Genomic DNA, 26,445 nt, shown 5'->3' with positions numbered 1-26,445 from the left:
CATCACTGTCCTGATTTTGCTTCGGAACGGCGCGTCCCGATAGAGCCAATTCAACATGCTGGTCTAGCTTTCCTTCATATCTGGGGGGCACCGCATATGAAGCTGTTCGCACACACACTCTGCTTCGGACGGCACGCTGAATCCCGTCGGCCATTCCGTTGGAAAGGTAATTGTCTTGCCGTAAAGGGTTAACAAATTGTTAAAATTCCATCTTTTGCCGGAAAACACATGCGCGGTACGACGCTCGCGGAAATGCCGTCGGCGCGACATGCATCCCACCAATGGAAAATGCCGGTCAGGAGCCAAAGCTTCTGACCAGGCCGCCCGCCACCATCTGCCAGCCATCGACCATGACGAAGAAGATCAGCTTGAACGGAAGCGATATCGTCGCCGGCGGCAGCATCATCATGCCCAGGCTCATCAGCACGCTCGACGTGACGATGTCGATGACAAGAAACGGCAGGTAAAGCAGAAAACCCATTTCGAAGCCGCGGCTGAGTTCACTGATCATGAAGGCGGGCATGAGCACCCGCCACGGCGTTTCGGCCGGCGATTTCGGCAGCGGGACATTCGCCAGGTGCAGGAACGTCGCGATGTCGGCCGGCCGCGCATTGGCCAGCATGAAGGTCCGGAAGGGTTCCGCCGCCGCCTTCAGGCCGTCCATCTCGCTCACGCGCCCATCCATCATCGGAACGATGCCGTGGTACCAGGATTGTTCCAGAACCGGCTGCATGACGAAAAAGGTCAGAAACAGCGCAAGGCCGATCAGCACGGTGTTCGGCGGCGTTCCCTGCGCGCCGATGGCGCCGCGCAACAGGGACAGCACGACGATGATGCGCGTAAAGGCCGTAACCATCACCAGCAGGCTGGGCGCAAGGGACAGAATGGTGATAAGAGCCGTCAGTTGGACAAGACGGCTGGTCGTTCCCGCGTCGCCAAGACCCCTGCCGAGATCCAGGGTCAGGGACTGGGCGTGCGACAGGCCCGGCATGGCGATCAGCATGCCGAGGGCCAGACCGACCGCGACAATGGCTCCTGAACCGAAAAAGCGGCGCGTGAGCAGGCGGAATGTCACTCTGTCAGGTTCCTCTATTCGCATCGCGCGCGCCCACATCCGGTGGCGCCGGGGAGGACGCGCGCGGCGGGCTCGCCTCCGCCTCGTCGATCCATCCCAGAAACACATCACTGCCCCCGCCGGTCAGGATCAGCCCCGTCTTCCGATCGCATCGTATGATGCTCAGGCGCCGGCGCTGATCGATGGCCAGACTTTCCACCACCGCCAGACTGCGCGTCCGGCGTCCCTTCAGCAGGTACGGTTCCAGGAATTTCAGAGCATGGCGGCTCAAAAGAATCAGCGCGACGACCACCGCAAGGGACGCAAGACCGGTCAGCCACGGGGTGACGAACGCGCCCGTGCCCTGCGCCGGAAATCCCGTCCGGGCGGCGGCAAGCGTGACTGTTCCGGGCATTCCGTTCCCTCTCTCCGAAGCCGCATCCGGTTCAGCGGAAATGCTCTATGTTGTTACTTTGTCGCGCATCTTCACGCGATCTGCTCTAGCTGGACGAGCCCGGAGAGGATGACAGGATCTCGGTCATCGTCACGCCGATATGGCTGTCATCGACCACCACGACCTCTCCCCGTGCGATCAGCCGGTTGTTCGCATAGATATCCACCGCTTCTCCCAGCTTCTTGTCCAGCTCCACGACCGCGCCGCGCCCCAGCCGCAGCAACTGGCTCACCGGCATCGTCGCCGTCCCGATCACGGCCGTGATCTTGACCGGGATGTCATAAATCGCCTCCATCTGGCCGGTGCCGATCGCCGCTTTATTCTGGTCGTGCTGCTCGGCCTTCCCGGACGATGAAGGCGCAGAGGGGGCGTCCGAACCCGTGGTGGAAAAATCCTCCAGCCCGATATATCCATTGTCTGCACTCATGGTTTTCTCCGCCTGGTCTATGCCTTTTGCCGGCCCCGTTCCGCGCGCTGCTCCGCGAGGGCCGTAACAGCGGCAACAATCTTCTCCGCGACGGATTTTCGCCATTGTTCCGGATCAATGACAATGGTGGTTGCCGCAGAGGTGACGCTGATCATGCCCGACCCTGCCTCCGGTTCTGATTCCAGCACGGCCTCTATCCGAACATCGCCATCCGCCTTGACGATCGACGCCAGACGCTGCGCATGCGCCTCATCGCAGCGGATCGTGACGGTGCCTTCGCACTCCCTGACGAATCCTTCGGCATCCGCGACAAGATCGCGCCGCAACCCCGCCAGGACGGCGCCGTCCAGCGCGGTCAGGCCCCGGACGATATCCACGACGGTCGCCACAAAGGCATGCGCGGCGTCGTCCATGACTTGCCGCCGCCGGGCGTTCTCGGCCGCGAATGCCGCATTCAGAGAAGCCACGCAGGATGCATGCTGTTCCGTCAGCACATCCTCCCTGTTCCTGGCGCCGGTTTCCAGCCCCTCCTGGAACGCGGCCCGACGCAACGACTCCACGTCCTCGCGAGACATCGTGACGCGCTCCGGGTCGGACCCGGCCTCGTCCGGGGGCGTCTGCGCCTCTGTCGGGATGCTCTCGGTGTCCGGCCGGGACGCGGCGCCGAAATCCTCCAGGTCGATCAGCCGGCGCCGACGGTCCGCCCCCTCCGCGGGGTGGTGCCGGTCGGACGGGCGGGCGGGCGCCGGAAAAGGAATGAAAGCCCCCCTCACGGAATGATCTCGTCATTGCCGCTATTGTCGGTCAGGTCGATCTCGCCGGCATTCGCCATGGTCTTGATGGTCGCGACAATGTCGGCCTGCGCCGCGTCGACGTCTTTCAGGCGTACAGGCCCCAGGGCGGCGATCTCTTCCAGCAGGATGCTTCCCGCGCGTTTCGACATGCATTGCAGGAACAGTTTCCGTTCCGTCTCCGCCGCGCCCTTCAGCGCAAGCGGCAGCTTCTCGCGATCGATCTGGGCGACGACCTGCCGGAGGGAATCGTACGGCAGGCGCTTGATGTCTTCGAAGGTGAACATAAGCGCCTTCACCTTCTCCATATCCTCCTGGTTGCGCCTGTCCATCGCCTCCGTCAGGCGGATTTCCGTCTTGCGGTCGAAATTGTTGAAGACTTCCGCAAGCAGTTCGTAACTGTCCTGCTTGGCCGACCGTCCCAGAGACGCAATGAACTCGGAACGCAGCGTGGCCTCGACGCTGTCCAGAACGTCCCGTTGCACCGTTTCCATGTGCAATATCCGCATCATGACGTCGGTCGCATAGTCCTCGGGCAGCAACGCCAGGACGCGCGCGGCATGGGCGGGCTGCAGGCGGCTCAGGATGACGGCGGCGGTCTGCGGATATTCGCCGCGCAGATAGTTGGCAAGCACGCTCTCCTGCACATTGCCCAGCTTGTCCCACATCGTCCGGCCGCTCGGACCACGGATCTCGTCCATGATCTTCTCGACCTGGTCCTGCGGCAGGGCCTTGCGCAGAAACTCTTCCGTGGTCTCGTATGTTCCGACCAGCCCGTCCGGCGATTCGAAGTTTTTCGTAAACTCCTGGCACACGGCTTCCACGATCTGGGCTTTCACGATCCCCAGGCTCGCCATGGCGACGGAAATGTCCCGGATTTCGTCCTCATGCAGAAGTTTCAGGATTTTCGCCGCCTGATCCCGCCCCACGGCCAGCATAAGGACGGCGGCCTTCTGCGGGCCGCTCAGATGCGGAACAGCGAAATTCTGTCCTTCGACGGCCAGCGCCGTTTCCATCACGGAATCGGCCATGGTCACGCTCCGGCTCCCGCCCTGGAATCCGGCGCGGCCAGCCAGTTCCGGATGATAAAGACGGTCTCGCGGGGACTCTCCTCCATACGGGCCGCCACTTTCGCAATCGCGACCATGCGCATCTTCCCTTCGACCCCGTCGATGCTGACCGTTTCGTCATCGCCGGCAAGGGCCGGCGCCAGCGCCGCGGGCGACGCGGTGCCCGCGATCCGGGCCGTCGCGGCAGGTGCGCCCTGCAGGACCTCCAGCTCGGTTCGCGCCTCCAGGGCCGGCGCGTTGGCCTTGCCACGCCACAGCATGGGCCGGACCGCGACGAAGATGGCGCCCAGCGCCAGCAGGATGGGAATGACCCATTCGGCCACATAGATAAGCGTATCCCGGCTGAACAGGCTGCTGCTTTCCGCCGGAAGGCCAACCCCGTTATCCGGCATGAACCGCATGGAAACGACATTGACCGCGTCGCCACGGCTTTTGTCATATCCGATTGCCGTCTCGACGAGTGTCGAAAGCCGGGCCAGCTCGGCATCGTCCAGCGGCTTCCAGACCTGGTTTCCGGTCTTGTCCTTCGTGAACGTGCCATCGACCATGACGGCCAGGCTGATCCTGGACACGCGGGGGCGTGTCTGGCTGACGACGCGGACCCGCTTGCCGATCTCGTAATTGTCGGTTTCTTCCTCCCGGTCGTCGCTCGAACCGGTCCTGTTGGCCTGGTTCGCGTTGGCGTTCGGCAGATTGTTCGCCACCGAGGTATTCGGGTTCGCTTCGGTATTGGCGCTCTTGTCGGTCGTCGTCTGCTGCGATCTCAGGACCTGCTGGTTCGGGTCGTAGCTTTCATCCGTTTCGCGGATTTCGTCGGTGTTCATGGTAACGGCCGCCCGGGCGCGGACATGGCCCGCCCCCAGGATGGGTACCAGCATGTCTTCCGCGGCCTGCGCCAGGCGCTGCTCTTCGGCGTAGCGGAACTTCTCAAGGGCGGATTCCTGGCCCGCCGCGCTGTCAGGATCCCCAGGCTTCGCCAGAACGTCGCCGCGCGTATCAACGATGGAAATATTCTGCGGGCGCAGGCCGGGAACCGCCGCCGCGACCAGATTCTGAATGGCCTGGATGCCGTCCGGCGCCATGCGGCCCGCCCTGCCGATATCAAGCACCACACTGGCCTGCGACGGGCTGGTCTGGGTCGAAAAAAGATCGCGATGCGGAAGAACAAGGTGAACCCGAACGTTGCGCACCCCGTGAAGCAGGCGAATCGAACGTTCAAGTTCGCCTTCCATCGCCCTGGTTTCGTTGATGGTCTGTTCGAACTGCGTACTGGTCAGGGTGCCGCTCTTGTCGAAAAGCTCGTACCCGACGGCGCCGCCGCTGGGCAGGCCATCCTTGGCAAGCAGCAGCCGCGCACTGGCCACCTGGTCCCGAGGGACATAGAGGCTCGTGCCATCCGTGCTGGTCGTCGAGGCGATATGCGCCTTGCCCAGATCGTCGATCATCTGGGCTGCCTCATTCAGGTCGAGATCGCCATATAACAGAGCCATTGGCTGGCCGCCGCTCCGAAAGGCGAAAATGCCCAGAGCCGTAAGAAGAATCGTCGCCGCGACTCCCAACACCGCAAGCCGCGTCCGCCCGAGCCCTTTCAGGCCAGCCAATATATTCTGCATACGGAACGCTGCTATGCTGATACGGCGCTGGACCAGGAAGCCACAAAATCCTCCGGCGGGTTAACCATTCGATAATCTCTGCGTCTCGCATGCCATCGCGTCATCCTGCGCGTCAAGGCAGTCCGGAAGCGCCATTTCCTCATCATAACGTGACCCGGCGTGTCAGGAAGGCCAAAAACACAGTCCGCAACAAAATCCGGAAACGAGACACGGCTCCAGTGCGCCATGTTCGGCATCCGGCCATGCTGCCCGTCATCTCAAGGAATAATCTCAAGGAATATAGGCATTCGTCGGAGGTGCGGTCCTGATCGTCGTGTTGAGCCTGTTCGCATTCTGCTCCTGGGTCAGTCCGGTCGGACCTTCCGCCACCTGGCGCGCGACGTTGGGCATCAGGTCCGGTCGGCTCCAGCAATCCACGCCATTCCAGCTCTGGGTGCAATAAGGCTGCGGAGCGGGCGGTCGTTGCGGGGGCGCACACCAATCCTCGCCCGCCTGGATGTAGCCCGCATTGCATTCGCGCCCCGTCATGTGTGAGACGAGATAATCCGGCGCGCATCCTGCAAGACCCGCGATCAGGAAAACCATGATGCCGCCCCTGATTGTCATAGCTGGCAGTTCCTGTCCCTCAAGACTGTGCCCCGATCATGCAGTTTCGGGCCAGGCGGTTCCGGGCCATGCGGCGTCCGGCCGCCCGGCAGGCTACTGGCGCGATAGCTTCAGCGGATCCTGATCGGCCGGACCTTGCCCGGACGGGCTCTTCAGCCACCAGGACGGCGCGCCCATATCCGTCGCCGCCGGCCCGCTCCTTCCATCGCCGCCGAAGGGCAGGCGCGAAGAACGGAAACTCCGCACACCCGCCATGTATTGCGACACGAGATTCACGCGTTCAGGCATCATATATCCCATGACGGCCGAGATCTTCCGGGGGGTCATCCTGTTGGCCACCGAGACGAGGACATGGATATCCATGATGTCGAAGACCGCGGCGGCCTCCTTGGGGGGCATGTCCTCGTATATCTTCACCAGCCTGTCGGTCTCGGCGGACATGGTCTCCCGATGCGCCTCCTGCTTTTCGGCCAGCGCGGCCATGGACGTATCCAGGTCGCGCATCTTCGCGTCGAGGGCCGACCTGGCCGCATCGAGGATGTGCCTCTGCGCCTCCAGATCCTTCTGTTCGCTGTCGATGTCCGACCGCCGGGCCAGAATATCCTTGACGAGATCCGTCTCGGCCCTGTCGACCCCCGGGTCGGACTCTCCGCTCCGGCCTGTGGCGACCGTCCCGGCTCCCGCGCAGGCGATGCCCCGCGGGCAGTCCGTATCGGACATGCCGATCTTCTTTGCCGACATGCGGTCGGGGGCGGGCGCGGCAGGCGCGATCGCCCTGCCGTTCCCGTCGGAGGAAAGAACCGACGTCCAGCCTTCCGCGGCATTTCTCGCCGCGGAATAGGTGCTCGTCATCGTATCCGACGTGCTGGCCGCGGCCATCTGCAATGGCGCCGCCTGTCCGGCCGGCGCGCCCGCCTCGACCCCGTCATCCTTCAGGTGTCCGGCAAGCGCATGCATGTTCATGGCAAGAAGAAGCGTCATCAGGATCGACGAGACATGCACAAGCTTCCCGAATGACAAGCGGGGTATGAGCATCTTAACCTGGCCCGCTCGCGGGTTTCTGCCGGCGTTCACACATCGCGTCCCTGGCGGAGACCACGGACATGCCTCTCGATACGGGCCATGAACCGACCATCCGGCGTTGCCTCTATGATCCGCCCGCGGCGCCTGCTTCCAAAGCGACCGGCTTGCTCATCACCTCGTCGATTCTGCCGCCCTCGGTCACGTTCCGTTGATGCTGTGAAGTCGGGCCGCTGTCAAGTTTTTACAAAGGATCTCCCCATTGGCGCCGCATATCCGACATAATTGTCATTCCGACCATGAATGAACGATCCGCGACGACATGTTTCGGCAGGCGCCTTCCCGCCACTGCCGCCCTACGCGCTCCGGCCGGGGGCGGTCACGGACGGACGGGTCTCCACAAGCGCGCATAGATCGGCACGGACACGGTGCATGGGGTCCGACCAGTCGAGCGGTCTGGTCTGCTGGTACAGGCGCAAACTGTCGTACCACGGAGAATCGGTGCGGCCCGACAGCCATCGCCAGCACTGGTCGTAACGCGAAAGCATCCAGACCGGCTTCCCCAGTCCGGCCGCTATGTGCGCGGTCGATGTATCGACACTGATCACCAGGTCCAGCGTGCCGATCAGTGCCGCCGTATCGCTGAAATCGCGCAGCAGGGATGTATGGTCGATCAGACGCATCCCCGCCGGCGGCTCCCCGGCCTGCCCCGCTCGTTCTCCAAGCTGCAGGCTATAGAACACGGCATCCGGGGCGGCATCGGCAAGCGGCGCGAATGTCGCGAGATCGGTCGAACGGCGCCGGTCGGCAAGCTCGGCTGCACGAATTTCCCGATGCGGCGCTCCCGCCCAGACAAGACCGACGCGCAGCGACGGCACCCGTCGCCCATCTTTCATGGCGTCGTCCTGAAGCAACCCGCGCCAGAACGACATTTTATCCGGATCGGCCCGAAGAAACCCGCCTGCCGACGGGATGGTCGTCAACGTCGTGCCCAGAGCCCGCGGCAGGCTGAGTGCCGGACATTGCAGATCATGGGGCGGGATCTCATCCTCTTCCGACACGAATGTCTGGTCCGGGAAGGAGTGCCGGAACAGGGTCAGCAATTCCCGCCTCGCCCTGATCAGGGTCCGGCCGCCCCGTTCCGCCGCGCACGGGAAGAAGCGGGAGAACTGGATCATGTCTCCAAAACCGCCTTCCGTATGGATCAGCAAGGTCCGGCCCCGAAAATCTTCACCATTCCAGAGCGGCGCGCTCATCGCGTTACGACGCGAATCGAACGTCGTCCAACGCCATTCATATTCCCGGAAACCTTCAAGATACTTGCCCTGGGCCAGAAGGGACAAGGCATGGTTCGTCCGGGTTTGCGCATTCTCGGGCGTCAGCGCCACGGCGACCTGATGAAATTTCTGGGCCAGTTCATGCTCTCCGCGATGATCGAGGGCCAGCCCGAGATTGCTGAGGGCAAGGGGATGGACGGGATTGCGCTGGAGACAGTTCCTGTAGGCGGCAATGGCCTCGTCGTAACGCTGTGTCTGTAACAGGACATTGCCGAAATTCGACCAGCCGTCCGTCAGGGCCGGATCAAGCGCCACCGCGCGCGCCAGCAATTCATATGCTGCGTCAAACGCGCCGAGGGTGCAGAGCAACCCGCCATAATTGCTCAGGGTCCGGGCGTCGTCCGGATTGTCGGCCAGCACGGCCCGATAGGCCTGTTCCGCCTCCTGCAGGCGTCCGGCGCGTTGCAGCGCCTCTCCGCTCCCTTCCGGATCGGCCCTCCGTTGTGCCGTCGCTCCAGAAGACGGCCCGGAAGCGGGCGGGAAGGCATCATGTGGCATGGCGTGCGGAACCTGATAATCCGGGGGCGGCGCCGCCACCCGTCATGGCCGGCCGGGCCTGCGTCCCAAAAAATCGTTCAAGAAACAAGCGCCGGGATGTCTTTTGGATATTTTTAAATACTGTCAAAACGGCAATATGCTATCAAGAATCTGCTGCCCGTACCGTGGCATCTGCATCTTGGTCAATTGTCCACGGCCGCCGTACGAAATCCGCGCCTCGGCGATTCTGTCGTGCGTCACGGTGTTGTCCTCCGTAATATCCTGCGGCCTGACGACACCGCTGACCATAAGCTGGCGCAATTCGCCGTTGATCCTGACTTCCTGGCGGGCGACGACCACGAAATTACCGTTCGGAAGGACCTGCGTGATCGTTCCGGCCAGGGAGAGCGTGACCGTTTCGTTCCGCGTGATCGTGCCGGTCGCCGTATTGGCATTCGTACTGCTCGTATGAAGGGCCGTCGCGCTCGACAAAGCCTTGCCCTGCAAGCCGAAAAGGTTGGGAATGCCGAAAGTCTCCGTCCCGCTGCCGGACGCCGACGTATCGTTGGTCAGGGCCGCATTGTCGGCGATATCGACCTTGATCGTCAGCAGATCCCCGACCTGCGACGCCCGCTGGTCCCTGAAGAATGCCCGGCTCCCCGGCCGCCACAGGCTTCCGACCTCCGTGGGGGGCGGCTGCAGTGGCGGCATCGGCATCGTGACGGGGCGATAGTCGGGCGCCTGCGTCGGGTCCGATGTCGTGGTCATGCGCGGCGGATGCCCCTGCTCGCTCAGGTCCGACAGGCCCGAACAGGCGGACAGGCACAGCAGCCCGGTCATCGCGGCGCTAACCAGGGCAACTCCGGACAAAGCGGCTCTCATCGGTGCAAGATCCCAGCGCATTCAACGGCTACCGCAAGGACAGGGTCGCCCGCGCATCGTCGCGGGCGGACGCCGTCAGACGCCGCAGGACGCCCGGATCGGAGCGCACCGCACCCGACCCCGCCTCGACCTCGATTTCCGACGCGTTCGTCACACGGCCCGTCACGATCATGCCGCTCGCCAGGTTAAGGGCGCGCACATACTGACCCGCCCCTCCATCGTCCAGGACGCGTCCCGTCGCCGTCAGATGAACGCCGGGGGCGGTAAAGGCGACCAGTACCGGGTCTCCCTTGTGCATCAGCACGGTCCTGTGCAGGTCCTGATCCAGGACGGCTTCGCCCGCGACCACGCCGCGCGTCAGGGTCATCCCGTCCACGTCGCCCGCATCGGTGAGGGCCCTGCTCGCGATGTGGCCGGTATAGGCGTCATCCATCTGCAGGTCGGCCGCCGAGAGCACCGCCCCGGCAGGCAATGCGTGCGCGAAGACCAGCACCCTGCGTGCCGCATGCACCGTGCCGGTCAGCAGGAAAGAGTCCTGCGTGGCATCCCCCGTGGGCTGGCTGCGATAGGCCGTCGCGGAAAACCACCCGCTGCGCTGGTCCCAGTCGACGTCGGACAGGACGATCGGCCTCGGATCGTCCGGCGCAACCATGATGGGGTGGAAATTGACAAGTGCCACGGACACGGGGCCGCTGCCGATATCTGGCAGGTTTTTCCTGACGAGTTCGGAAAAGAAGGTTTTGTCCAGGATGCGGCCCGCACGGGTGATCGTCGTCATGGCCGATGGAGACCGATCGAGCCAGTCGACGCCGTACTGGTCGGCGATAGCCATCAACTGGCCGCCGCCGACCTGGATGCTTGCGCCGGGCGCGGGGGCGGGGCCCAGCACCTGGTCCTGGCCCGGCTCCAGGTCCGCGAACAGGTCCGACAATCTCACGGTGCCCGACGCGATGACCGTCGCATTCCGCAATGTCGCGGCCCCGCCATGCGCGGGATGTGCCATCACGAAGCCGGCCGCGATCACGCCCGCGATTGCCGCCCGCGCCGACATGCTATTTCAGGTTCGTCAATGTCTGAAGCATCTGGTCGGAGGCCGTGATGACCTGGCTGTTCATTTCATAAGCGCGCTGCGCGGTGATCAGATCGGTGATCTCTGTCACCACGTTGACGGCGGATTCCTCGATGAAGCCCTGCTGGACCGATCCGTATCCCTGGCTCTGGGGCGTGCCGAGATTCGCGGTGCCCGACGAGGTCGTCTCCGTAAAGAGGTTCTGCCCCATGGCCGCCAGGCCGTTCTCGTTCTGGAAGGTGGCAAGCTGGATCTGTCCCGCGACCTGCGAGGTCGTCTGGCCGGATATCGTGTACTGAACCTGGCCGGTCTGATCGATGGTGATGTTCTCGGCGTTGCTCGGCAGGCTGATATTGGGCGCAAGCGGGTAGCCGTCCGCCGTCACGATGGTACCATCCTGCGACAGCGAGAACGTGCCGTCGCGCGTATAGGCATATTCGCCCGACGGCAAGGTCACCCGGAAATAGCCGGATCCCTCGATCGCCATGTCGAGCGAATTGCCGGTCTGCTCCAGCGAGCCCTGTTCGTTGATCCGGTAGATCCCGGCCGTGCGGACGCCAAGGCCGATCTGCGCGCCCGCCGGGACAAGGTCGCCCGTGTCGGAACTCATGGTGCCGGCCCGCCGGAGATCCTGATAGATCAGGTCCTGAAATTCGGCCCGGCGGCGCTTGTAGCCGGTCGTGGTCATGTTGGCGATGTTGTTGGAAATCGTCTCGACGTTCGTCGTCTGGGCCTGCATGCCCGTGGCGGCGATATCAAGAGAGCGCATCATGGAAGACAATCCTCCTTGTGTCTTGCGGCACGGGCCAACGCCACACAAGACAGGTGCCGGTCATGGCATTCGATGATGCCATGGTTTGGCAGATCATAACCAATTCCTCACAGGTAAAACCATGTCGCCGCCGTGGCAAGGCCCTTTCTGGCGGGCCGCCCGCTACGCGGCGCCCAGGCCGAGCTCGGCCCGCGCCTTCTTCGACAGGCCCTGCGCGACCATCCGGTGGGATCGGCGGATATGGTCGCGCAGCTCGTCATCGCCCGGCCCGTCATCACCCAGTCCGTCGCTGCCTGGGCCCGGCGCCGCGAAATGCTGGATCCATTTCAGCCCGCGTGAGGCCAGATAGGGCGCCGGACGCAGTCCGGGGCGCTCCCGCAGGATCTCATAGAACAGCTCGCCGGCCTTGAAGGTGACCATCAGCCGCGCGCCGTCCACGCTGCCGATCGCAAAGACCTTGCCGCCGACCTTCCAGACATGCGCGCCGCCCCATTGCATCACATAGGTGGTCGCGGGCAGCGCGCGGCAGAATGCATTGAAATCGTCTACCGTCACCATGCCCCCTCACGCCCCGGCCATCGGGCTTCGGCCATCAGACTTCGATTATCAGACTTCGATTATCTGGGCAGCGGTCCGCCGCGTCCCCTCCGCCGGGGCCAGTTCCGCCCTGAACAGGCGCGCGGCCAAAATCAGCAGACACGCCGCGACGGCGATCAGCGCCGCATGCGCCAGCCAGAACCGGGTCGATCCCAGATCGGGCAGCATCGCGCCCAGCCGCCCCGCGATGACGTCGGACAGGCGCGCGATCAGCGCAAAGCCGGCGACGATCGTTCCCTTCAGCCCGGCCGGCGACACCCGCACATACAGGGCCATGCCGATGGGCATCACGGCCGACATGGCGAAATCGTTGATCGTATGGAACAGGATGCCCCACAGCAGGCTGATCGTCGGGCCATGGGGCGACCGCGCCGCCGCCAGCGCCAGCACCAGCGGGGCCAGCGCCGCGATCACGCTGAACATCGCCACCTGGTCGATTTCGCCGGGCGCCGCGAAGCGGCGTTCATAGGCGCGCCAGAACGCCAGCCCGGCAATCTGCGTCGCAAGGCTGATCCCGGCATCCAGCGACAGCAGCCAGCTCGCCGGCATCGTCAGGCCGAACAGCGTGCGGGCATAATGCTGCTCGCCCCACAGGATATAGGTGTCATAGACCTGCTCGTTGCCGACCTGGGCCAGCGCCAGCACCGGGACAAGACCCGCCAGGATCGCCAGCAGGCGCCAGTTCGTTTCCGTTTCCGCGTTCGCTCCCGGCCCCGGCCCCGGCCCCGGCCCCGGTCCCGGCCCCGGTCCCGGCCTGGCCGTGCGCGCGTCGTCGCCCGCCGGCCGGGGCAGGCTGGCCCACCCCAGCAGATAGGTCAGCGTGCCGGTGCCCATCACCACGGCGGCGACCGCGAAGCCGGCGTGATAACCCGCCCAGGCGGCCGCGCCGCCGCATACCAGCGGCCCCAGCACCACCGCGGCATCCTGCACCAGGGCCAGCAATTGAAACGCATCGGCCAGGCGCTCGTCCCCGGGCCGGTAGAGATCGCCCACCTGCGCGTTCAGCGTGTTGGCCAGCGCCAGCCCGCACACCGAGAACGGCAGCCCGAGCACGAAGCTGAAATCGAAGCTCCAGAGCAGCGGCGCCACGGTCAGGCACGCCAGGCCCAGCGCCGTCCCCCAGCGCCGTCCCAGCACGCGGTCCGCCAGCAGCCCGCCCAGGATCTGGACCGGCATCGCGGCGAAGGCCAGCGTGCCGATCAGCGCCGCGGCCAGCGCCTGCCCCCCCACCTGGCTTCCCTGGCCGGCGCCGATCTCCCACCCCAGCAGGTGCCGCAATCCCGTGCCTCCCAGCACGACCGGATGCGCCGCGGCATTGAACAGGACATGCGCCAGGTACAGGACCATGATCGACTGGGCGCCATAGCGTGTGAAATACCAGGCCCCCTGGGCCACGGCGATCACGCCCAGGCCAGGAGGATGCCCAAGGAACCGGTGGGAGCGCGTCCCGCCATCGATTCGTCTCATAGGGTTCCCAAGGCGCGCACCGCCCACTCCGGATGCCGGTCACAAAGGGAAACCCTGCCAGATCGGCGCCGGTCGGGGGAAGCCCTCTTCGGTCGGCCCGCTACCGCTTGGGCGTGGTCGCCACGTCCAGCCAAACCGCCAGCAGCAGGATGACGCCCTTGACGATCATCTGCCAGTACGTGTCCACGCCCTGCATGGACATGCCGTTATCCAGCGTGGCCATGATCAGCGCGCCGATCAGCGCCCCGAACACGGTGCCCGCCCCGCCGCGCATCGACGTGCCGCCGATGATGCACGAGGCGATGGCGTCCAGCTCCTGCAGCGACCCGGCCGAGGGCGAGCCGGCCGCCAGCCGGGCCGTGGTGGCAATGCCCGCCAGCGCGGCCATCGCCCCCATCAGCGCGAAGACGCACAGCTTGACCAGTTGGACATTGATGCCCGACAGCCTCGTCGCTTCCAGATTGCCGCCGATCGCATAGATGCGGCGGCCGAACACGCTGCGCCGCGCCATCAGCGTAAAGACGCCCAGCAGGATCAGCACCATCAGCACCGGCAGCGGCACGCCGCGATAGGCATCCAGAATCCCGAAGAAGGCCGCGATCGCCACCGCATAGCCCGCCAGCCGGGCCGCATCCAGCACCATCGACGGGACCGGCAGCCCGTATTCCGCGCGCTTGGCGCGGTTGCGCAGCACCGAGACGGCCAGCGTCGCGAAGACCACGATCCCCAGCCCATAGCTGGCATAGCGCGGCAGATAGCTCTGCGCGATGGCGACGAACCCGGGCGAGATCGGCGCGATCGTCACCCCGCCCGTGGTGCCCAGCAGCACGCCGCGCCAGGCCAGCAATCCCGCCAGGGTCACGATGAAGGACGGAATCCGCAGATAGGCCACCCAATAGCCGTTGAACGCGCCCAGCAGCGCGCCCAGCAGCAGCACCGCCGGCACCGTGACGTAAAGCGGCAGGTGGTACTGGTTGTCCAGGATCGCCGCCAGCCCGCCCAGCAATCCCAGCATCGAGCCGACTGACAGGTCGATCTCGCCCGAGATGATCACGAAGACCATGCCGCTGGCCAGCATGCCGGTAATCGCCATCTGCCGCAGCAGGTTCGACAGATTGCGCGCGGTCAGGAAATCCCCGTCCGTCTGCCAGGCGAAGAAGGCCCAGATGATGGCGATCGCCACCAGCAGCGCCAGGATCTTGTAGCGCGCGAACAATCCCTTGACATGTTCGGCGCGCAGCATCCCCCGCGCGGCCCGGGCGGAGCCGGTCGCAGGATGGGGCAGGGGGGGCTCGATGGTCGGCGCTTGGGTCATGGTCCCGAAATTCCGCAAGGTCGTTTCAATAGGGTCTCGTTGTCGGCTCCGGCCCGGACAGGGCTCAGGCCGCCTGGCGCACGGGCGTTATGGCCGCCGTCAGGATGCGCTCCTGCGTCAGCGTCTCGTCATTGATGAAATCGCCCCGCAGCTCGCCCTCGCCGATGACCAGGACGCGGTCGCTGATGCCCAGGATCTCGGGCAGTTCGGACGAGACCATGATGATCGACATCCCCTCCTTCACCAGGGCGAACATCAGCTTGTAGATCTCGTATTTCGCGCCGACATCCACGCCGCGCGTCGGCTCGTCCAGGATCAGGACCCTGGGCCTGGGTTCCAGCATCTTGGAAATGACCGCCTTCTGCTGGTTGCCGCCCGAAAGATTGGAAATGGCCAGCAGCGGACTCGCGGTCTTGATCCGCAGCCTGTCGATGGCGGTGCGGATGTCCGCGAATTCCCGGTGCTCGTCGATCAGCCCGGCATGGGCGAAATCCTCCAGCACCGACAGGGTGATGTTGTATCCCACCCCCAGGCCCGGCACGATGCCCTGCAGCTTGCGGTCCTCGGGCACCATGCAGATGCCGTGCCGCACCGCCTCGCGCGGCGAGCGGATACGCAGTTTTGCGCCGTCCAGCCGGATCTCGCCCGAATACTGCCCGGGATAGGCCCCGAACAGCGCGCTGACCAGTTCCGTGCGCCCCGCGCCGACCAGCCCCGCAATGCCCAGGATCTCGCCCCGCCGCAGCGCGAACGATACGTTGTCCACCCGCTTGCGCAGCGGATTGTTCAGGTCGAGGCACGTCATGCCGATCGCTTCCAGCACGACGTCGCCGATCGGGTGCGCCTCGCGCGGGAACAGGTTGCCCATGTCCCGCCCGACCATCATGCGGATGATGTCGCCGATCGTCAGGTCGCCGATCGGCGCCGCGCCCACGAACCGCCCGTCGCGAATCACCGTGACCGTATCGGCAATCTCCTGGATTTCCTCCAGCTTGTGCGAGATATAGACGCAGGCCGTGCCGCGCGCCTTCAGGTCCTTGACCAGCCGCAGCAGGATGGCGGTCTCGGCCTTGGTCAGGGACGAGGTCGGCTCGTCCAGGATCAGCAGCTTCGCCTTCTTGCTCAGCGCCTTGGCAATCTCGATCAGTTGCTGCTCGCCCCCCGCATAGGACGACACGGGCAGGACGACATTGATATGCCCCATCCGCAGGTCCGACAGCAGCCGCGCCGCTTCCAGGTTCATGCGGTCGAAATCGATCAGGCCGGCCGCCGTGCGCGGCTCGCGGCCCAGAAAGATGTTCTCGGCGACCGAAAGTTGCGGAACCAGCATCAGCTCCTGGTGAATGATGACGATCCCGGCCTCCTCCGTCTCGCGGATGGAGGCCGCGCGCAGCTCGGCCCCCTGCCACAGGATGGTGCCGCCCCAGGTGCCATAGGGATAGACGGCGGACAGCACCTTCATCATCGTCGATTTCCCGGCGCCGTTCTCGCCGCACAGCCCGACGCATTCGCCGGGGCGGACGCGCAGATCGATGCCGTCCAGCGCCTTCACCCCGGAAAAATCCTTGGTGATATTCCGCATTTCCAGAAGATACTCGGACATCGTCGTCCTTTCCCCGGCGGGACCGGCCAGGGAAGGGCCGGACGGCTCCGGCCCCGCGCCCATCCGTCCCGGGTGCCGGCCAGAGCCGCATCCGTTCCCGGATACGGCTCCAGCTCATTGTTTTAACAGCACGTTATCCGATCGGATAACGCCCTATTGCGCGTTGATCTGGGCCTGGGTGTAGTACCCGTCCTTGACCACCTGGTCGACATTGGCCCGGCTCAGCGCGATCGGGGTCAGCAGGACCGTGTCGACATCCTTCGTCCCGTTATTCATCTTGGTGGTGAAGGCCGGTTTTTCACCCTTGGCCAACTGTACCGCCAGCTTGGCGGCGGTCGAGGCGATCAGCTTGATCGGCTTGTACACCGTCATGGTCTGCGTGCCCTTGACGATACGCTGCACGGCGGCCAGGTCCGCGTCCTGGCCGCACACCGCCGTCTTGCCTGCCAGCCCCTGCGCCGCCAGCGCCTGGATCGCCCCGCCGGCCAGGCCGTCATTCGACGCCACGATGCCCTGGATGTTGTTGTTGTTGGCCGTCAGCGCGTTTTCCGTGATCGACAGCGCGGCGGTGGCGCTCCATTCGGGTACCCATTGCGCACCCACGATCTTGATCTTTCCCGCCTCCACCAGCGGCTGCAGCACCGTCATCTGGCCTTGGCGCAGCAGCTTGGCGTTGTTGTCCGTCGGCGCTCCGCCCAGCAGATAATAATTGCCGCGCGGCGCGGCATCGACCACGCCCTGGGCCTGCATCTCGCCCACGCGCACATTGTCGAACGACACATAGGCATCGATGTCGCTGTCCAGGATCAGGCGATCATACGAAATCACCTTGATGCCCGCCTGCTTCGCCTCGGCGATCGTATTGGTCAGGACCTTGCTGTTGAACGGCACGATGACGATCACGTCCATGCCGCGCGCGATCAGGTTCTCGATCTGCGCGTTCTGGCGGCTTTCGCTGGCATCCGCCGACTGCACGTTCACGGTCGCGCCCAGCGCCTTGGCGGCCGCCACGAAATAATCGCGGTCATGCGCCCAGCGTTCCACGCGCAGATCGTCGATCGAAAACCCGATCTTCGGATGCTGCGCCGATGCGTGGGCCGGATGGGAACCGGCGGCGGCCAGTCCGAATGCGAGCGCACAGCCCAGGACGACCCGCCGCGATACGCCGGTATGCCCAAGGGAATTCCCCGGGGGCGCCGTGCGCGGAAACTTGCACAGAAACACTCTTCTTCTCCTCGCGCCGCCCGGCGGTGGTCCGCCATGGCCCGGCTTCTGAGTTCGGTCTTGTCGCCGACATTGGCAGGTCAGCACGTCGCCGCCCGCGCCGCAATGCACGACCACCGGCATTTTCTTCATTTTATCTTGAATAGACGCTGGAATAGGTGCCGGGAAATATTTGCCGCGACCACACGTTGTGGCCGGTTTCGCCTTGGACGGACCGCACTGCACCAGGGGACTGCACCAGGGTGGGCGCATCGGTTCGGCCGGCATGTTTTTCGATTGGCGTCTTGCACGCGCTCTTCACGGCCCGGCCGCGATCTCCGGCGCCTCTCCGCCGTCAGCGCAAAAAAAACGGCCGGGCATGCCGCCCGGCCGGGTATAGAAAATTCCGCCTGTCCGCCGGCGCTCAGCCCACCATGCCGGCGGCGGCCATCAGCAGGTGCATCAGCGTCGCCAGCACGCCCAGGGCCAGCACGCTGGCGCCCCAGATCGCCACCAGCCATCCCAGCCGCTTCATCCAGGGCCGGCGCAGCGCGATCCCGTCCGTCCGCGTCACGGCCGGCGCCTCAATGATAGCCTTCGTTCGACGTCACCTTGCCGCGGAACACGTGATAGGCCCACGCGGTATAGGTCAGGATGACCGGGATGATGAACAGCGTGCCGACCAGGGCGAAGCCCATGCTCTCCGGCGGGCTGGCGGCGGCGCGGAAGGACACGCCCGGCGGGATGATGTTCGGCCACAGGCTGATCGCCAGCCCGCTATAGCCCAGGAACAGCAGCACCAGCGTCAGCAGGAACGGCCCGGCATTCGGCGTGCCGCGCAGCAGGCGCAGCATCAGCGCGCCGACCGCCAGGATCAGCACCGGCACCGGCGCGAAATAATACAGGTTGGGCAGCGAGAACCAGCGCGCGGCGATCGCCGGATGGCTCAGCGGCGTCCACAGGCTGACGATGGCGATGACCGCCAGCAGCGCCAGCGTCACCCACCGCGCGCACGCGATCATCCGCGCCTGCAGGTCGCCCGCCGTCTTCATCGTCAGCCAGGTGGCGCCCAGCAGCGCATAGGCCACGATCAGCCCCAGCCCGGTGAACACGCTGAACGGCGACAGCCAGTCGAACGCCCCGCCCAGATAGGACGGACCGCTGACATGGAAGCCGTCGATGAACGCCCCCAGCGACACGCCCTGGAAGAAGGTCGCGCCATAGGACGACACCGCGAACATCTTGTCCCAGAACGGCCGGTGCGCCGCATCGGCCTTGAAGCGGAATTCAAACGCCACCCCGCGGCAGATCAGCCCGGCCAGCATCAGGATCAGCGGCAGGTACAGCGCGCTCAGCAGCAGCGAATAGGCCAGCGGGAACGCGCCGTACAGCGCCGCCCCGCCCAGCACCAGCCAGGTCTCGTTGCCGTCCCAGACCGGTGCCACCGTATTGACCATCAGGTCACGGTCCTCTCGGTCATGGACGAAGGGGGACAGGATGCCGATACCCAGGTCGAACCCGTCCATGATGACGTACATCATCAGGCCGAACGCGATGATGACGACCCAGATCAGCGGAAGATCGATACCCATTGCCTTGTTCCGTCGCTCAGGGGTTCAGTTCAACGATTCGGTCGCCGCCGACAGCGGGCGGGCCGGGCGCTTGTCCAGCTCGTCGCCCACCGGGGTGACGGTGTGCTCGTCCGGCCCGTGCGCGGCCAGCTTCAGCAGATAGCCGATGCCCGTGCCGAACACCGTGCAATACAGCACGACGAAGATCAGCAGGCTCAGGCTCAGCGTCATCGCCGAATGGGCCGACACCGCGTCCGCCGTGCGCATCACGCCATAGACCACCCAGGGCTGGCGGCCGATCTCGGTCGTCAGCCAGCCGGCCAGCAGCGCGACCAGGCCCGATGGCCCCATCACCAGGCAGGCGCGCAGGAACAGCCGGTTGCTGTACAGCCTGCCCGCCCAGCGCAGCACCAGCGCCACCACGCCCAGCAGCAGCATCAGCATGCCCAGCCCCACCATCACGCGGAAGGTCCAGAAGATCACCGTGGCATTCGGCCGGTCTTCGGGCTTGAAGTCCTTCAGCCCCGGAATCGTGCCGCTCCAGCTATGGGTCAGGATCACGCTGCCCACATGCGGGATCTCGATGGCATAGCGCGTGGTCTCGCTCTTCATGTCCGGAATGCCGAACAGGATCAGCGGCACGCTCTCGCCGGGCGGGTTCTCCCAGTGGCCCTCGATCGCCGCCACCTTCGCCGGCTGGTATTCCAGCGTGTTGCGGCCATGCAGGTCGCCGACCAGGATCTGGATCGGCGCCACCACCAGCACCATCCACATCGCCATCGACATCATGGTGCGGATGCGCGCATCGTCCCGCCCGCGCAGCAGGTGCCACGCCGCCACCGCGCCGACGAACAGCGCCGTGGCCAGGAAGGCCGCGATACCCATATGCGCCAGCCGGTACGGGAAGGACGGGTTGAAGATGATCTGCAGCCAGTCCGCCGGTACGATCCGCCCATCCGCGATGCGATAGCCCTGCGGCGTCTGCATCCAGCTGTTCGAGGCCAGGATCCAGGTCGCGGAAATCAGCGTGCCGATCGCCACCATGACGGTCGAGAAGAAATGCAGCCCCCGCCCGACCTTGTCCCAGCCGAACAGCATGACCCCCAGGAACCCCGCCTCCAGGAAGAAGGCCGTCAGGACCTCATAGGTCAGAAGCGGCCCCGTGACGCCGCCGGCATAGCTGGAGAAATAGCTCCAGTTGGTCCCGAACTCATAGGACATGACCAGGCCGGACACCACGCCCATGGCGAAATTCACGGCGAACAGCTTGGACCAGAAATGGTACAGGTCCTTGAAGACCGCATTGCCCCGCCACAGCCACAACCCCTCCAGCACGGCCAGGTAGCTGGCCAGCCCGATGGTGATCGCCGGAAACAGGATGTGGAATGAAACGGTAAAACCGAACTGTATGCGGGCAAGCGTCAGTGGATCGAGCGCGTGCATGAATCCGCTCCCATGCAGATGCTAAGAACTGGACCTATCTCTTCCACAACGCGGCAGCGGAAGACAGCCCTCTGAACACGAAAATTTGAATGAAATGTCCGAAACCCGACATTCTTTCGCGCCCGACCGCGCGCTCGCAAGGCGCCGCGTCGCTCGGGTATCGTGCGTAACCAATTTATAAATAAAGATAAAATTCTACGATGTCCAGCGAGGCGACGGAATTCGCCATGGTCCATCCGGACGGCTCATCCGGACTCGAACCCGGCCCCCATCCTCTCATGCGGCGTGGCTGGCAGCAGCCCGCCCCTCCCTCGGCCGCGGGGCCACGGCGCGGCACGCCCGGCGCTCCTCTTGGCTTCCCTCCGGTCTCCGCGACCCCCATCCGCTCCGCGATCCCTGCCCGGGCGGCCGCGCCGTGGCCCGAGCCGGCTCCCGCTGCCTGTCACAAAACCGGGCGCTCCCGGCCGCGCGGGACAAAAACACGGACCGGCCGATATTTCCTTGAATCAGTCGGTAGAATCCTCCTAACACAGACACACATCCGGGGCGTTCCCAGCCCTCGCACGTCTGCCTTTTCGCGCCAGGTCCGGCCTGGCGGTGCCGAGCATCGCGCCTCCGGCGTCTTGCAGACGGTCCTGACCGTTCTCTCTCAGAACAGATTTGTCCAGACCATCGATTTTCGTTTCGAAAATTAAAGATAAAGGGCCAATTGGAATGGAGAAACGCCTGTTTCATACTATTGACGGCCTGCGCGGTCTCGCGGCGGCGGCCGTCGTTCTCCTGCACATGGGCATGATTTTTCCCCATGCCTGGTACCCTCCGGGCGCCTATCTCGCCGTGGACCTGTTCTTCGGCCTCAGCGGTTTCGTTCTGGCCGAGGCCTATGCGGCACGGCTCGAGGCCGGATTGCCGATTTCAGCCTTCCTGCGCGAACGCGCATTGCGTCTCTGGCCGCTCTACACGCTGGGGTTGTCGATCGGCGCCGCTGCAACCACGGTCAAGGTGCTCTGCCACCACGCGCCTGTCTCGGCCCTGTTTTCGTTTCCGCTGGCGCTCGTCTATTTTCCCTGGTCTGGCAGCCAGGGGGAACTCTATCCCTTGAATCTGCCGGCTTGGTCTCTCTTTTACGAATTGCTCGTCAACACCCTCATGGCCGCCACCTGGCGACGCCTCAGCAATCAGGCCCTGGCCGGACTGATCGGCTGCTGCGCGCTCGGCCTGGTCGCCGCCGCGTGGATCACGGGCTCCCTCAACGCCGGCTTCACCTGGGGCGGCGCACCCATCGCCGTGGCACGGGTCGGATTCTCGTTTTTCCTCGGGATTCTCCTCTGGCGCGCGCGTCTGCGCCCCATCGGGTTCAGCGCCTGGGTTCCGATGACCATCCTGGTGGTCGGATTGGTGGCCGACATGGCCCCTCTGCCGCATGGCGCGGCCGATCTTCTGGCCGTGTTCCTGCTGTTCCCGCTGATCATCTGGCTCAGCGGATCGGTACAGCCCTCCGGCCCCAGCCTGCCCGTGTTCAAGGCGCTGGGGGCCGCGTCCTACGCGGTCTACACCGTGCACGAACCGATCCTGCAATGCATCGCCTCGGTCATCAACAAGGGGTTCGGCATCTCGCTCGCCACGATCCCCTTGTGGGATTGCGTCGCCATGCTGATCGGGCTGTTCCTGCTGTCCCTGCGCCTGAACGCGCTGGACCTGACGGTGCGGCATTATCTGCGGCGACTGGTCCGCCCCCTCCCGCCCTCCGGCTCCATCCTGGCGGCTCCATCCTACAGGCCCAGTTCCGACAGGCCGGGATGATCCGCCGGCCGCGGTCCGCTGCGCGCCCAATGGAACAGGCGCGCTTCGGGGGAAATCGGCAGGTCGTTGATGCTCGCATGGCGCTGCCGCATCAGTCCGGCCGCATCGAATTCCCAATTCTCGTTCCCATAGGACCGAAACCACGACCCGGCCCCATTCCGCCATTCATAGGCAAAGCGCACGGCGATCCGATCGCCGCTCCAGGCCCATAACTCCTTGATCAGCCGATATTCGGCCTCGTCCTGCCATTTGCGTGCCAGAAACGCGACGATCGCCGCGCGTCCGCGAATGAATTCCGACCGGTTGCGCCATTGGCTGTCGGGGGTATAGGCCAGCGCGACCCGCTCCGGATCGCGGGAATTCCAGGCATCTTCGGCCGCGCGCACCTTCTGCGCCGCACTCTCGCGGCTGAAGGGCGGCAAAGGCGGGCGCACTGCGCCCATCGCGTCGGTCATCCTGTCCATCTCCCGAAAAGCGCCGCATATTTGGCGCTGTCATTGTCCGGCGGCCATTGTCCGGCCGGCGGGTCGAACCCCGGCTCCGCCGCCCCGCGTGCGTTCGCCCTGCCGGCTCACCGCTCCGCCGGCTGCGCACCCAGTTGCGAACGATGCGCGCCGCCGGCCAGCATGGTCAGCAGGACGATCGCCCCGCCGGCGCTCCCCACCACCAGCATCAGCGCCGGCGCCAGGTTGCCGCCCATCCGCGCCGCGATACCATTCTGGATCAGGCTGGAACCGGCCGCCAGCAGGTTGCCGCATTGATAGGCCACGCCGGGGAAGGTCGCGCGGATGTCCGCGGGCGACAATTCGTTCAGATAGGCCGGCACCACGCCCCATGCCCCCTGGATGCAGAACTGGATCAGCATCGCCCCCACCGCGATCCAGGCCGCCGATTCCGGCAGCGCCCACAGCGGCAGCAGCGGCAGCGCCAGCAGCGCGGCCAGAGCGATCGCCCGCCGCCGCCCGATCCGTTCGGACAGCATGCCGAAGCACAGCCCCCCCGCGATCGCCGCCAGATTGTACAGCACCACGATCAGCGTGACGGTCGGATGCGGCAGATGCCTCTGCAACGCCAGGAAGATCTTGGGATACAGGTCCTGCGACCCGTGGCTGAAGACATTGAACGCCGTCATCAGGCACACCGCATACAGCACCAGCGCCCGATGCCGCTTCAGCACCGGCAGGATCGGCGCCCCGGCCGGCCCCCGGTTCCGCCCGGGGCCGCCCGCCGCCACGCGGTGCCGCGCCAGCCATTCCGGACTTTCCTTGACGAACAGCACGATATAGATGGCCGACAGCCCGCTGGACGCACTCAGGACGAACAACCCGCGCCAGCCCAGCACCGGCAGCAGCAGGAACAGCAGCGACGCCAGCAGGTAGCCGGCCGGATACCCCGCCTGCAGCAGGCCCGAGGTCATGCCGCGCCAGCGCGGCGGCACGCTCTCCATGGTCAGCGCGGTCCCGACCCCCCATTCGCCGCCCAGCGCCACGCCGAACAGCAGCCGCAGGAACAGGAACAGCCCCAGCGTCGGTGCCAGCGCCGACAGCAGCTCGACCAGCGAATAGGACAGGATCGCCGCGATCAGGATCGGCCGCCGCCCGTACCGGTCCGCGGCGCGGCCGAACAGATACGCCCCCACCGGCCGGCTGATCAGGGTCAATGTCGGCGCCAGCAGCACCGCCTCGATCGACGCCGCATAGCTGCGCGCCACATTGTCCAGCGTGAACAGCACCACGAAGAAATCGCAGGCATCCAGCATCCAGCCCAGGAAGCAGGCGATCGCCACATGGCGCGCCTCGCGCGCGCTGCGCGCGGGTATGGCGCCGGTCGGGGGCAGGGGAGTCATGACGGCCGCTGATCCTCGGATTTTTCGCTGTTTTTTCTTCTAGTGCAGATCGCGATGTGGTGGAATGACCCCGCCGGCAGGACGTTTTATATACGTAACGATATAGCGGCCGCCCGCCGATGGACCACGCGTCTCATCCTGGTAAAAATTTCTCATCTTTTTTGATATTGTCGACATTCTTCCATTATTATCACTTTGCCGTGACACCTGCGCCCCCGGCCTCCTCAAGCCGTTAAACTTTCGCAGGCTTTATTCCGCCGCTTTTCGTTCGAATGCCGTTCCCCTCTGGACAATAAGGCTCAGTGACGATGGATCGACACCACCAGGCGCCCGGATCCATCCGGGTTCTCTCCGTCGCTTCGGAAATGTTTCCGTTCGTCAAGACGGGGGGCCTGGGGGATGTCGTGGGGTCGCTGCCCGTCGCCTTGCGGGCCGAGGGCGTGATGGTCACCACCCTGCTGCCCGGCTACCCCGCGGTGCTCGACGCGCTCGAGGGCCCGGTCCGGGTCGCCGAATTCACGCCGCTGCCCGACGTCACGGTCTCGCTGCTCGACGGCCACGCGGCCGGCCATCATCTGCTGGTGATCGACTGCCCGGCTCTGTTCCGGCGCAAGGGTAATCCCTATCTCGGCCCCGACGGCGCGGACTGGCCCGATAACGGCCTGCGTTTCGCAACCCTCTCGCGCGTGGCGGCGACGATCGCGCAGGGACGGGTCGCGGCCTGCCTCCCCGACCTCGTGCTGGCGCATGACTGGCAGGCCGGGCTGACGGCGGCCTATACCCATTATGACGGGCTGCCCGCGGCGCCGGTGGTGCATACCATCCACAACATCGCCTTCCAGGGGCGCTTCCCCGCCGCCGACCTGGCGAATTTCGGCCTGCCGCCGCATGCCTTCGCGATCGACGGGGTGGAATATCACGGCGATATCGGCTTCCTGAAGGCCGGGCTGCATTTCGCGACCTGGATCACCACGGTCTCGCCCACCTATGCGCGCGAAATCCAACAGCCCGAATGGGGCATGGGGCTGGACGGGCTGCTGCGGGCGCGCTCCGACCGGCTGATCGGCATCCTGAACGGCATCGACACCGACGACTGGAATCCCGCGACCGACCCGGCGGTGCTCTTTCCCTACCAGGTCGGCGACATTCGCGGCCGCCGCCCCAACAAGCGCGCCTTCCAGGCCGAATTCGGCCTGCCCCAGGATCCGGACGTCTTCCTGCTGGGGCTGGTCAGCCGCCTGACCGGGCAGAAGGGCGTGGACATCCTGGCCGACATCGCGCCGCGCATCCTCGACGACCGCACGCAGCTCGTCGTCGTCGGCAGCGGCGACGCGGCGATGGAACAGGCCTTCGCCCGGCTGTCGCGCCGTTATCCCGACCGCCTGGCCTGCCATATCGGCTACAGCGAGCAGCTCGGCCACCGTATCCAGGCCTCGGTCGACGGGCTGCTGATCCCCTCGCGCTTCGAACCCTGCGGCCTGACGCAGCTCTGCGCCGCGCGCTATGGCTGCGTGCCGATCGCCGCCCGGGTCGGGGGGCTGGCCGACACGATCATCGACGCCAACCAGGCCGCGATGACCAGCAATGTCGCGACCGGCCTGCTGTTCTCGCCAACCGATGGCGACACGCTGGTCAATGCCGTCCGCCGCGGCGCCAACCTGTATCGCGACCGCGCCCGATGGATGGCGCTGCAGCGCAACGCCGCGCATTACGACGTGTCCTGGGGGCACAAGGCGCATGAATATGCGCAATTATTCCGCCGCGTGCTCGGGCGGAACGACATCGCCGCCAACGATCACGACCATGACGTGCTGCTGGCGCGGCCGCGCGCCGGCGGCCGGCGGCCGCGCCGCGCCGGGCCCATCGGCCCGCACGCGATCGACCTGCCGCATGGCCGCTTTCCCCCGCATGCGGCGCGGCGCGCCCGCGTGCGGGCTAACAGCCTGCATGCCCGCCCGCATTGACGCCGCCCGGCGGGGCCGTCTTCCGGACGGCTTCGCCAAGGCCCGGCCGTCCCACCTGTCC

24 protein-coding genes are annotated in these 26,445 nt (G+C 65.5%); 2 read left to right on the top strand and 22 right to left on the bottom strand.

Going from position 1 to position 26,445, the window contains the following annotated elements; all coding sequences use genetic code 11:
• Positions 1-295: 295 nt before the first annotated feature.
• The 20 genes from fliP to QN315_RS08800 all read right to left on the bottom strand — a co-directional run bounded on the left by fliP (position 296) and on the right by QN315_RS08800 (position 20,771).
• Positions 296-1,003 carry a flagellar type III secretion system pore protein FliP gene (gene fliP / locus QN315_RS08895; protein WP_176639846.1) on the bottom strand — a complete coding sequence of 236 codons (708 nt, stop codon included), beginning with the start codon at positions 1,001-1,003 and terminating at the stop codon, positions 296-298.
• A gap of 76 nt (positions 1,004-1,079) precedes the next feature.
• Positions 1,080-1,469, bottom strand: coding sequence for a flagellar biosynthetic protein FliO (locus tag QN315_RS08890; protein ID WP_323993093.1), 390 nt, complete (start codon positions 1,467-1,469; stop codon positions 1,080-1,082).
• A gap of 85 nt (positions 1,470-1,554) precedes the next feature.
• Positions 1,555-1,935 carry a flagellar motor switch protein FliN gene (fliN, locus tag QN315_RS08885; RefSeq protein ID WP_176639838.1) on the bottom strand — a complete coding sequence of 127 codons (381 nt, stop codon included), beginning with the start codon at positions 1,933-1,935 and terminating at the stop codon, positions 1,555-1,557.
• 17 nt (positions 1,936-1,952) lie between these two features.
• Positions 1,953-2,708, bottom strand: coding sequence for a hypothetical protein (locus QN315_RS08880; RefSeq protein ID WP_323993091.1), 756 nt, complete (start codon positions 2,706-2,708; stop codon positions 1,953-1,955).
• Entirely contained in the window at positions 2,705-3,742 is a 1,038-nt protein-coding gene (gene fliG / locus QN315_RS08875; protein WP_323993335.1) for a flagellar motor switch protein FliG, read from the bottom strand. Before fliG ends, QN315_RS08880 begins: the two co-directional genes overlap by 4 nt.
• 17 nt (positions 3,743-3,759) lie before the next feature.
• The gene (gene fliF, locus QN315_RS08870; protein WP_323993089.1) at positions 3,760-5,409 is read right to left on the bottom strand and encodes a flagellar basal-body MS-ring/collar protein FliF; all 1,650 of its coding nucleotides are present in this window, start codon (positions 5,407-5,409) and stop codon (positions 3,760-3,762) included.
• Between the two features lie 270 nt (positions 5,410-5,679).
• Positions 5,680-6,015, bottom strand: a complete 336-nt coding sequence (locus QN315_RS08865) for a hypothetical protein (protein WP_323993087.1) — start codon at positions 6,013-6,015, stop codon at positions 5,680-5,682.
• A 93-nt stretch (positions 6,016-6,108) separates the two neighbouring features.
• Entirely contained in the window at positions 6,109-7,035 is a 927-nt protein-coding gene (locus tag QN315_RS08860) for a hypothetical protein (protein WP_323993086.1), read from the bottom strand.
• Positions 7,036-7,391: 356 nt separating this feature from the next.
• Positions 7,392-8,870, bottom strand: coding sequence for a tetratricopeptide repeat-containing glycosyltransferase family protein (locus tag QN315_RS08855; RefSeq protein WP_323993084.1), 1,479 nt, complete (start codon positions 8,868-8,870; stop codon positions 7,392-7,394).
• 123 nt (positions 8,871-8,993) lie between these two features.
• Positions 8,994-9,731, bottom strand: coding sequence for a flagellar basal body L-ring protein FlgH (flgH, locus tag QN315_RS08850; protein WP_246285459.1), 738 nt, complete (start codon positions 9,729-9,731; stop codon positions 8,994-8,996).
• A 28-nt stretch (positions 9,732-9,759) separates the two neighbouring features.
• Positions 9,760-10,782 (bottom strand): flagellar basal body P-ring formation chaperone FlgA, encoded by a 1,023-nt coding sequence (gene flgA / locus QN315_RS08845; RefSeq protein WP_323993082.1) that lies wholly within the window; start codon positions 10,780-10,782, stop codon positions 9,760-9,762.
• A gap of 1 nt (position 10,783) precedes the next feature.
• Positions 10,784-11,569, bottom strand: a complete 786-nt coding sequence (gene flgG, locus QN315_RS08840; RefSeq protein ID WP_176639549.1) for a flagellar basal-body rod protein FlgG — start codon at positions 11,567-11,569, stop codon at positions 10,784-10,786.
• Positions 11,570-11,734: 165 nt separating this feature from the next.
• Entirely contained in the window at positions 11,735-12,130 is a 396-nt protein-coding gene (locus QN315_RS08835) for an MmcQ/YjbR family DNA-binding protein (RefSeq protein ID WP_323993079.1), read from the bottom strand.
• A gap of 48 nt (positions 12,131-12,178) precedes the next feature.
• Entirely contained in the window at positions 12,179-13,636 is a 1,458-nt protein-coding gene (locus QN315_RS08830) for a hypothetical protein (RefSeq protein ID WP_323993077.1), read from the bottom strand.
• A gap of 100 nt (positions 13,637-13,736) precedes the next feature.
• Complete coding sequence (locus QN315_RS08825) at positions 13,737-14,951, bottom strand: sugar ABC transporter permease (RefSeq protein WP_323993075.1); 1,215 nt, start codon at positions 14,949-14,951, stop codon at positions 13,737-13,739.
• Between the two features lie 64 nt (positions 14,952-15,015).
• Positions 15,016-16,554 carry a xylose ABC transporter ATP-binding protein gene (locus QN315_RS08820; RefSeq protein WP_323993072.1) on the bottom strand — a complete coding sequence of 513 codons (1,539 nt, stop codon included), beginning with the start codon at positions 16,552-16,554 and terminating at the stop codon, positions 15,016-15,018.
• A gap of 153 nt (positions 16,555-16,707) precedes the next feature.
• On the bottom strand, positions 16,708-17,778 hold the full coding sequence (gene xylF, locus QN315_RS08815) for a D-xylose ABC transporter substrate-binding protein (RefSeq protein WP_323993069.1): 1,071 nt from the start codon (positions 17,776-17,778) through the stop codon (positions 16,708-16,710).
• 403 nt (positions 17,779-18,181) lie between these two features.
• Entirely contained in the window at positions 18,182-18,331 is a 150-nt protein-coding gene (locus QN315_RS08810; protein WP_323993066.1) for a DUF2474 domain-containing protein, read from the bottom strand.
• A gap of 10 nt (positions 18,332-18,341) precedes the next feature.
• Positions 18,342-19,349 carry a cytochrome d ubiquinol oxidase subunit II gene (gene cydB / locus QN315_RS08805; RefSeq protein WP_176639400.1) on the bottom strand — a complete coding sequence of 336 codons (1,008 nt, stop codon included), beginning with the start codon at positions 19,347-19,349 and terminating at the stop codon, positions 18,342-18,344.
• A 24-nt stretch (positions 19,350-19,373) separates the two neighbouring features.
• Positions 19,374-20,771 carry a cytochrome ubiquinol oxidase subunit I gene (locus QN315_RS08800; protein WP_323993063.1) on the bottom strand — a complete coding sequence of 466 codons (1,398 nt, stop codon included), beginning with the start codon at positions 20,769-20,771 and terminating at the stop codon, positions 19,374-19,376.
• 714 nt (positions 20,772-21,485) lie between these two features.
• Here QN315_RS08800 and QN315_RS08795 point away from each other — a divergent pair.
• The gene (locus QN315_RS08795) at positions 21,486-22,574 is read left to right on the top strand and encodes an acyltransferase (protein ID WP_323993060.1); all 1,089 of its coding nucleotides are present in this window, start codon (positions 21,486-21,488) and stop codon (positions 22,572-22,574) included.
• On the opposite strand, the gene QN315_RS08790 is transcribed toward QN315_RS08795, so the two are convergent.
• Positions 22,544-23,029, bottom strand: a complete 486-nt coding sequence (locus tag QN315_RS08790; protein ID WP_323993057.1) for a nuclear transport factor 2 family protein — start codon at positions 23,027-23,029, stop codon at positions 22,544-22,546. The two genes, QN315_RS08795 and QN315_RS08790, sit on opposite strands and share 31 nt — an antisense overlap.
• A 116-nt stretch (positions 23,030-23,145) precedes the next feature.
• Positions 23,146-24,420, bottom strand: a complete 1,275-nt coding sequence (locus tag QN315_RS08785) for an MFS transporter (protein WP_323993054.1) — start codon at positions 24,418-24,420, stop codon at positions 23,146-23,148.
• Between the two features lie 308 nt (positions 24,421-24,728).
• Here QN315_RS08785 and glgA point away from each other — a divergent pair, with 308 nt between their 5' ends.
• Positions 24,729-26,384 (top strand): glycogen synthase GlgA, encoded by a 1,656-nt coding sequence (gene glgA / locus QN315_RS08780; RefSeq protein WP_323993051.1) that lies wholly within the window; start codon positions 24,729-24,731, stop codon positions 26,382-26,384.
• Positions 26,385-26,445: the final 61 nt, after the last annotated feature.

Source organism: Nguyenibacter sp. L1, from assembly GCF_035199985.1.
Classification (GTDB): Bacteria; Pseudomonadota; Alphaproteobacteria; order Acetobacterales; family Acetobacteraceae; genus Gluconacetobacter; species Gluconacetobacter vanlangensis.
Note: the sequence above shows the minus strand (reverse complement) of the source record. Positions and strands in the feature narration are given on the sequence as shown.

Coding starts and splice junctions, on each gene's coding strand:
- fliP (WP_176639846.1), bottom strand. CDS start 1,003: ATGCTGATCGCCATGCCGGGCCTGTCGCACGCCCAGTCCCTGACCCTG.
- QN315_RS08890 (WP_323993093.1), bottom strand. CDS start 1,469: ATGCCCGGAACAGTCACGCTTGCCGCCGCCCGGACGGGATTTCCGGCG.
- fliN (WP_176639838.1), bottom strand. CDS start 1,935: ATGAGTGCAGACAATGGATATATCGGGCTGGAGGATTTTTCCACCACG.
- fliG (WP_323993335.1), bottom strand. CDS start 3,742: ATGGAAACGGCGCTGGCCGTCGAAGGACAGAATTTCGCTGTTCCGCAT.
- fliF (WP_323993089.1), bottom strand. CDS start 5,409: ATGCAGAATATATTGGCTGGCCTGAAAGGGCTCGGGCGGACGCGGCTT.
- QN315_RS08865 (WP_323993087.1), bottom strand. CDS start 6,015: ATGACAATCAGGGGCGGCATCATGGTTTTCCTGATCGCGGGTCTTGCA.
- QN315_RS08855 (WP_323993084.1), bottom strand. CDS start 8,870: ATGCCACATGATGCCTTCCCGCCCGCTTCCGGGCCGTCTTCTGGAGCG.
- flgH (WP_246285459.1), bottom strand. CDS start 9,731: ATGAGAGCCGCTTTGTCCGGAGTTGCCCTGGTTAGCGCCGCGATGACC.
- flgA (WP_323993082.1), bottom strand. CDS start 10,782: ATGTCGGCGCGGGCGGCAATCGCGGGCGTGATCGCGGCCGGCTTCGTG.
- flgG (WP_176639549.1), bottom strand. CDS start 11,569: ATGCGCTCTCTTGATATCGCCGCCACGGGCATGCAGGCCCAGACGACG.
- QN315_RS08835 (WP_323993079.1), bottom strand. CDS start 12,130: ATGGTGACGGTAGACGATTTCAATGCATTCTGCCGCGCGCTGCCCGCG.
- QN315_RS08830 (WP_323993077.1), bottom strand. CDS start 13,636: ATGAGACGAATCGATGGCGGGACGCGCTCCCACCGGTTCCTTGGGCAT.
- QN315_RS08825 (WP_323993075.1), bottom strand. CDS start 14,951: ATGACCCAAGCGCCGACCATCGAGCCCCCCCTGCCCCATCCTGCGACC.
- QN315_RS08820 (WP_323993072.1), bottom strand. CDS start 16,554: ATGTCCGAGTATCTTCTGGAAATGCGGAATATCACCAAGGATTTTTCC.
- cydB (WP_176639400.1), bottom strand. CDS start 19,349: ATGGGTATCGATCTTCCGCTGATCTGGGTCGTCATCATCGCGTTCGGC.
- QN315_RS08800 (WP_323993063.1), bottom strand. CDS start 20,771: ATGCACGCGCTCGATCCACTGACGCTTGCCCGCATACAGTTCGGTTTT.
- QN315_RS08795 (WP_323993060.1), top strand. CDS start 21,486: ATGGAGAAACGCCTGTTTCATACTATTGACGGCCTGCGCGGTCTCGCG.
- QN315_RS08790 (WP_323993057.1), bottom strand. CDS start 23,029: ATGACCGACGCGATGGGCGCAGTGCGCCCGCCTTTGCCGCCCTTCAGC.
- QN315_RS08785 (WP_323993054.1), bottom strand. CDS start 24,420: ATGACTCCCCTGCCCCCGACCGGCGCCATACCCGCGCGCAGCGCGCGC.
- glgA (WP_323993051.1), top strand. CDS start 24,729: ATGGATCGACACCACCAGGCGCCCGGATCCATCCGGGTTCTCTCCGTC.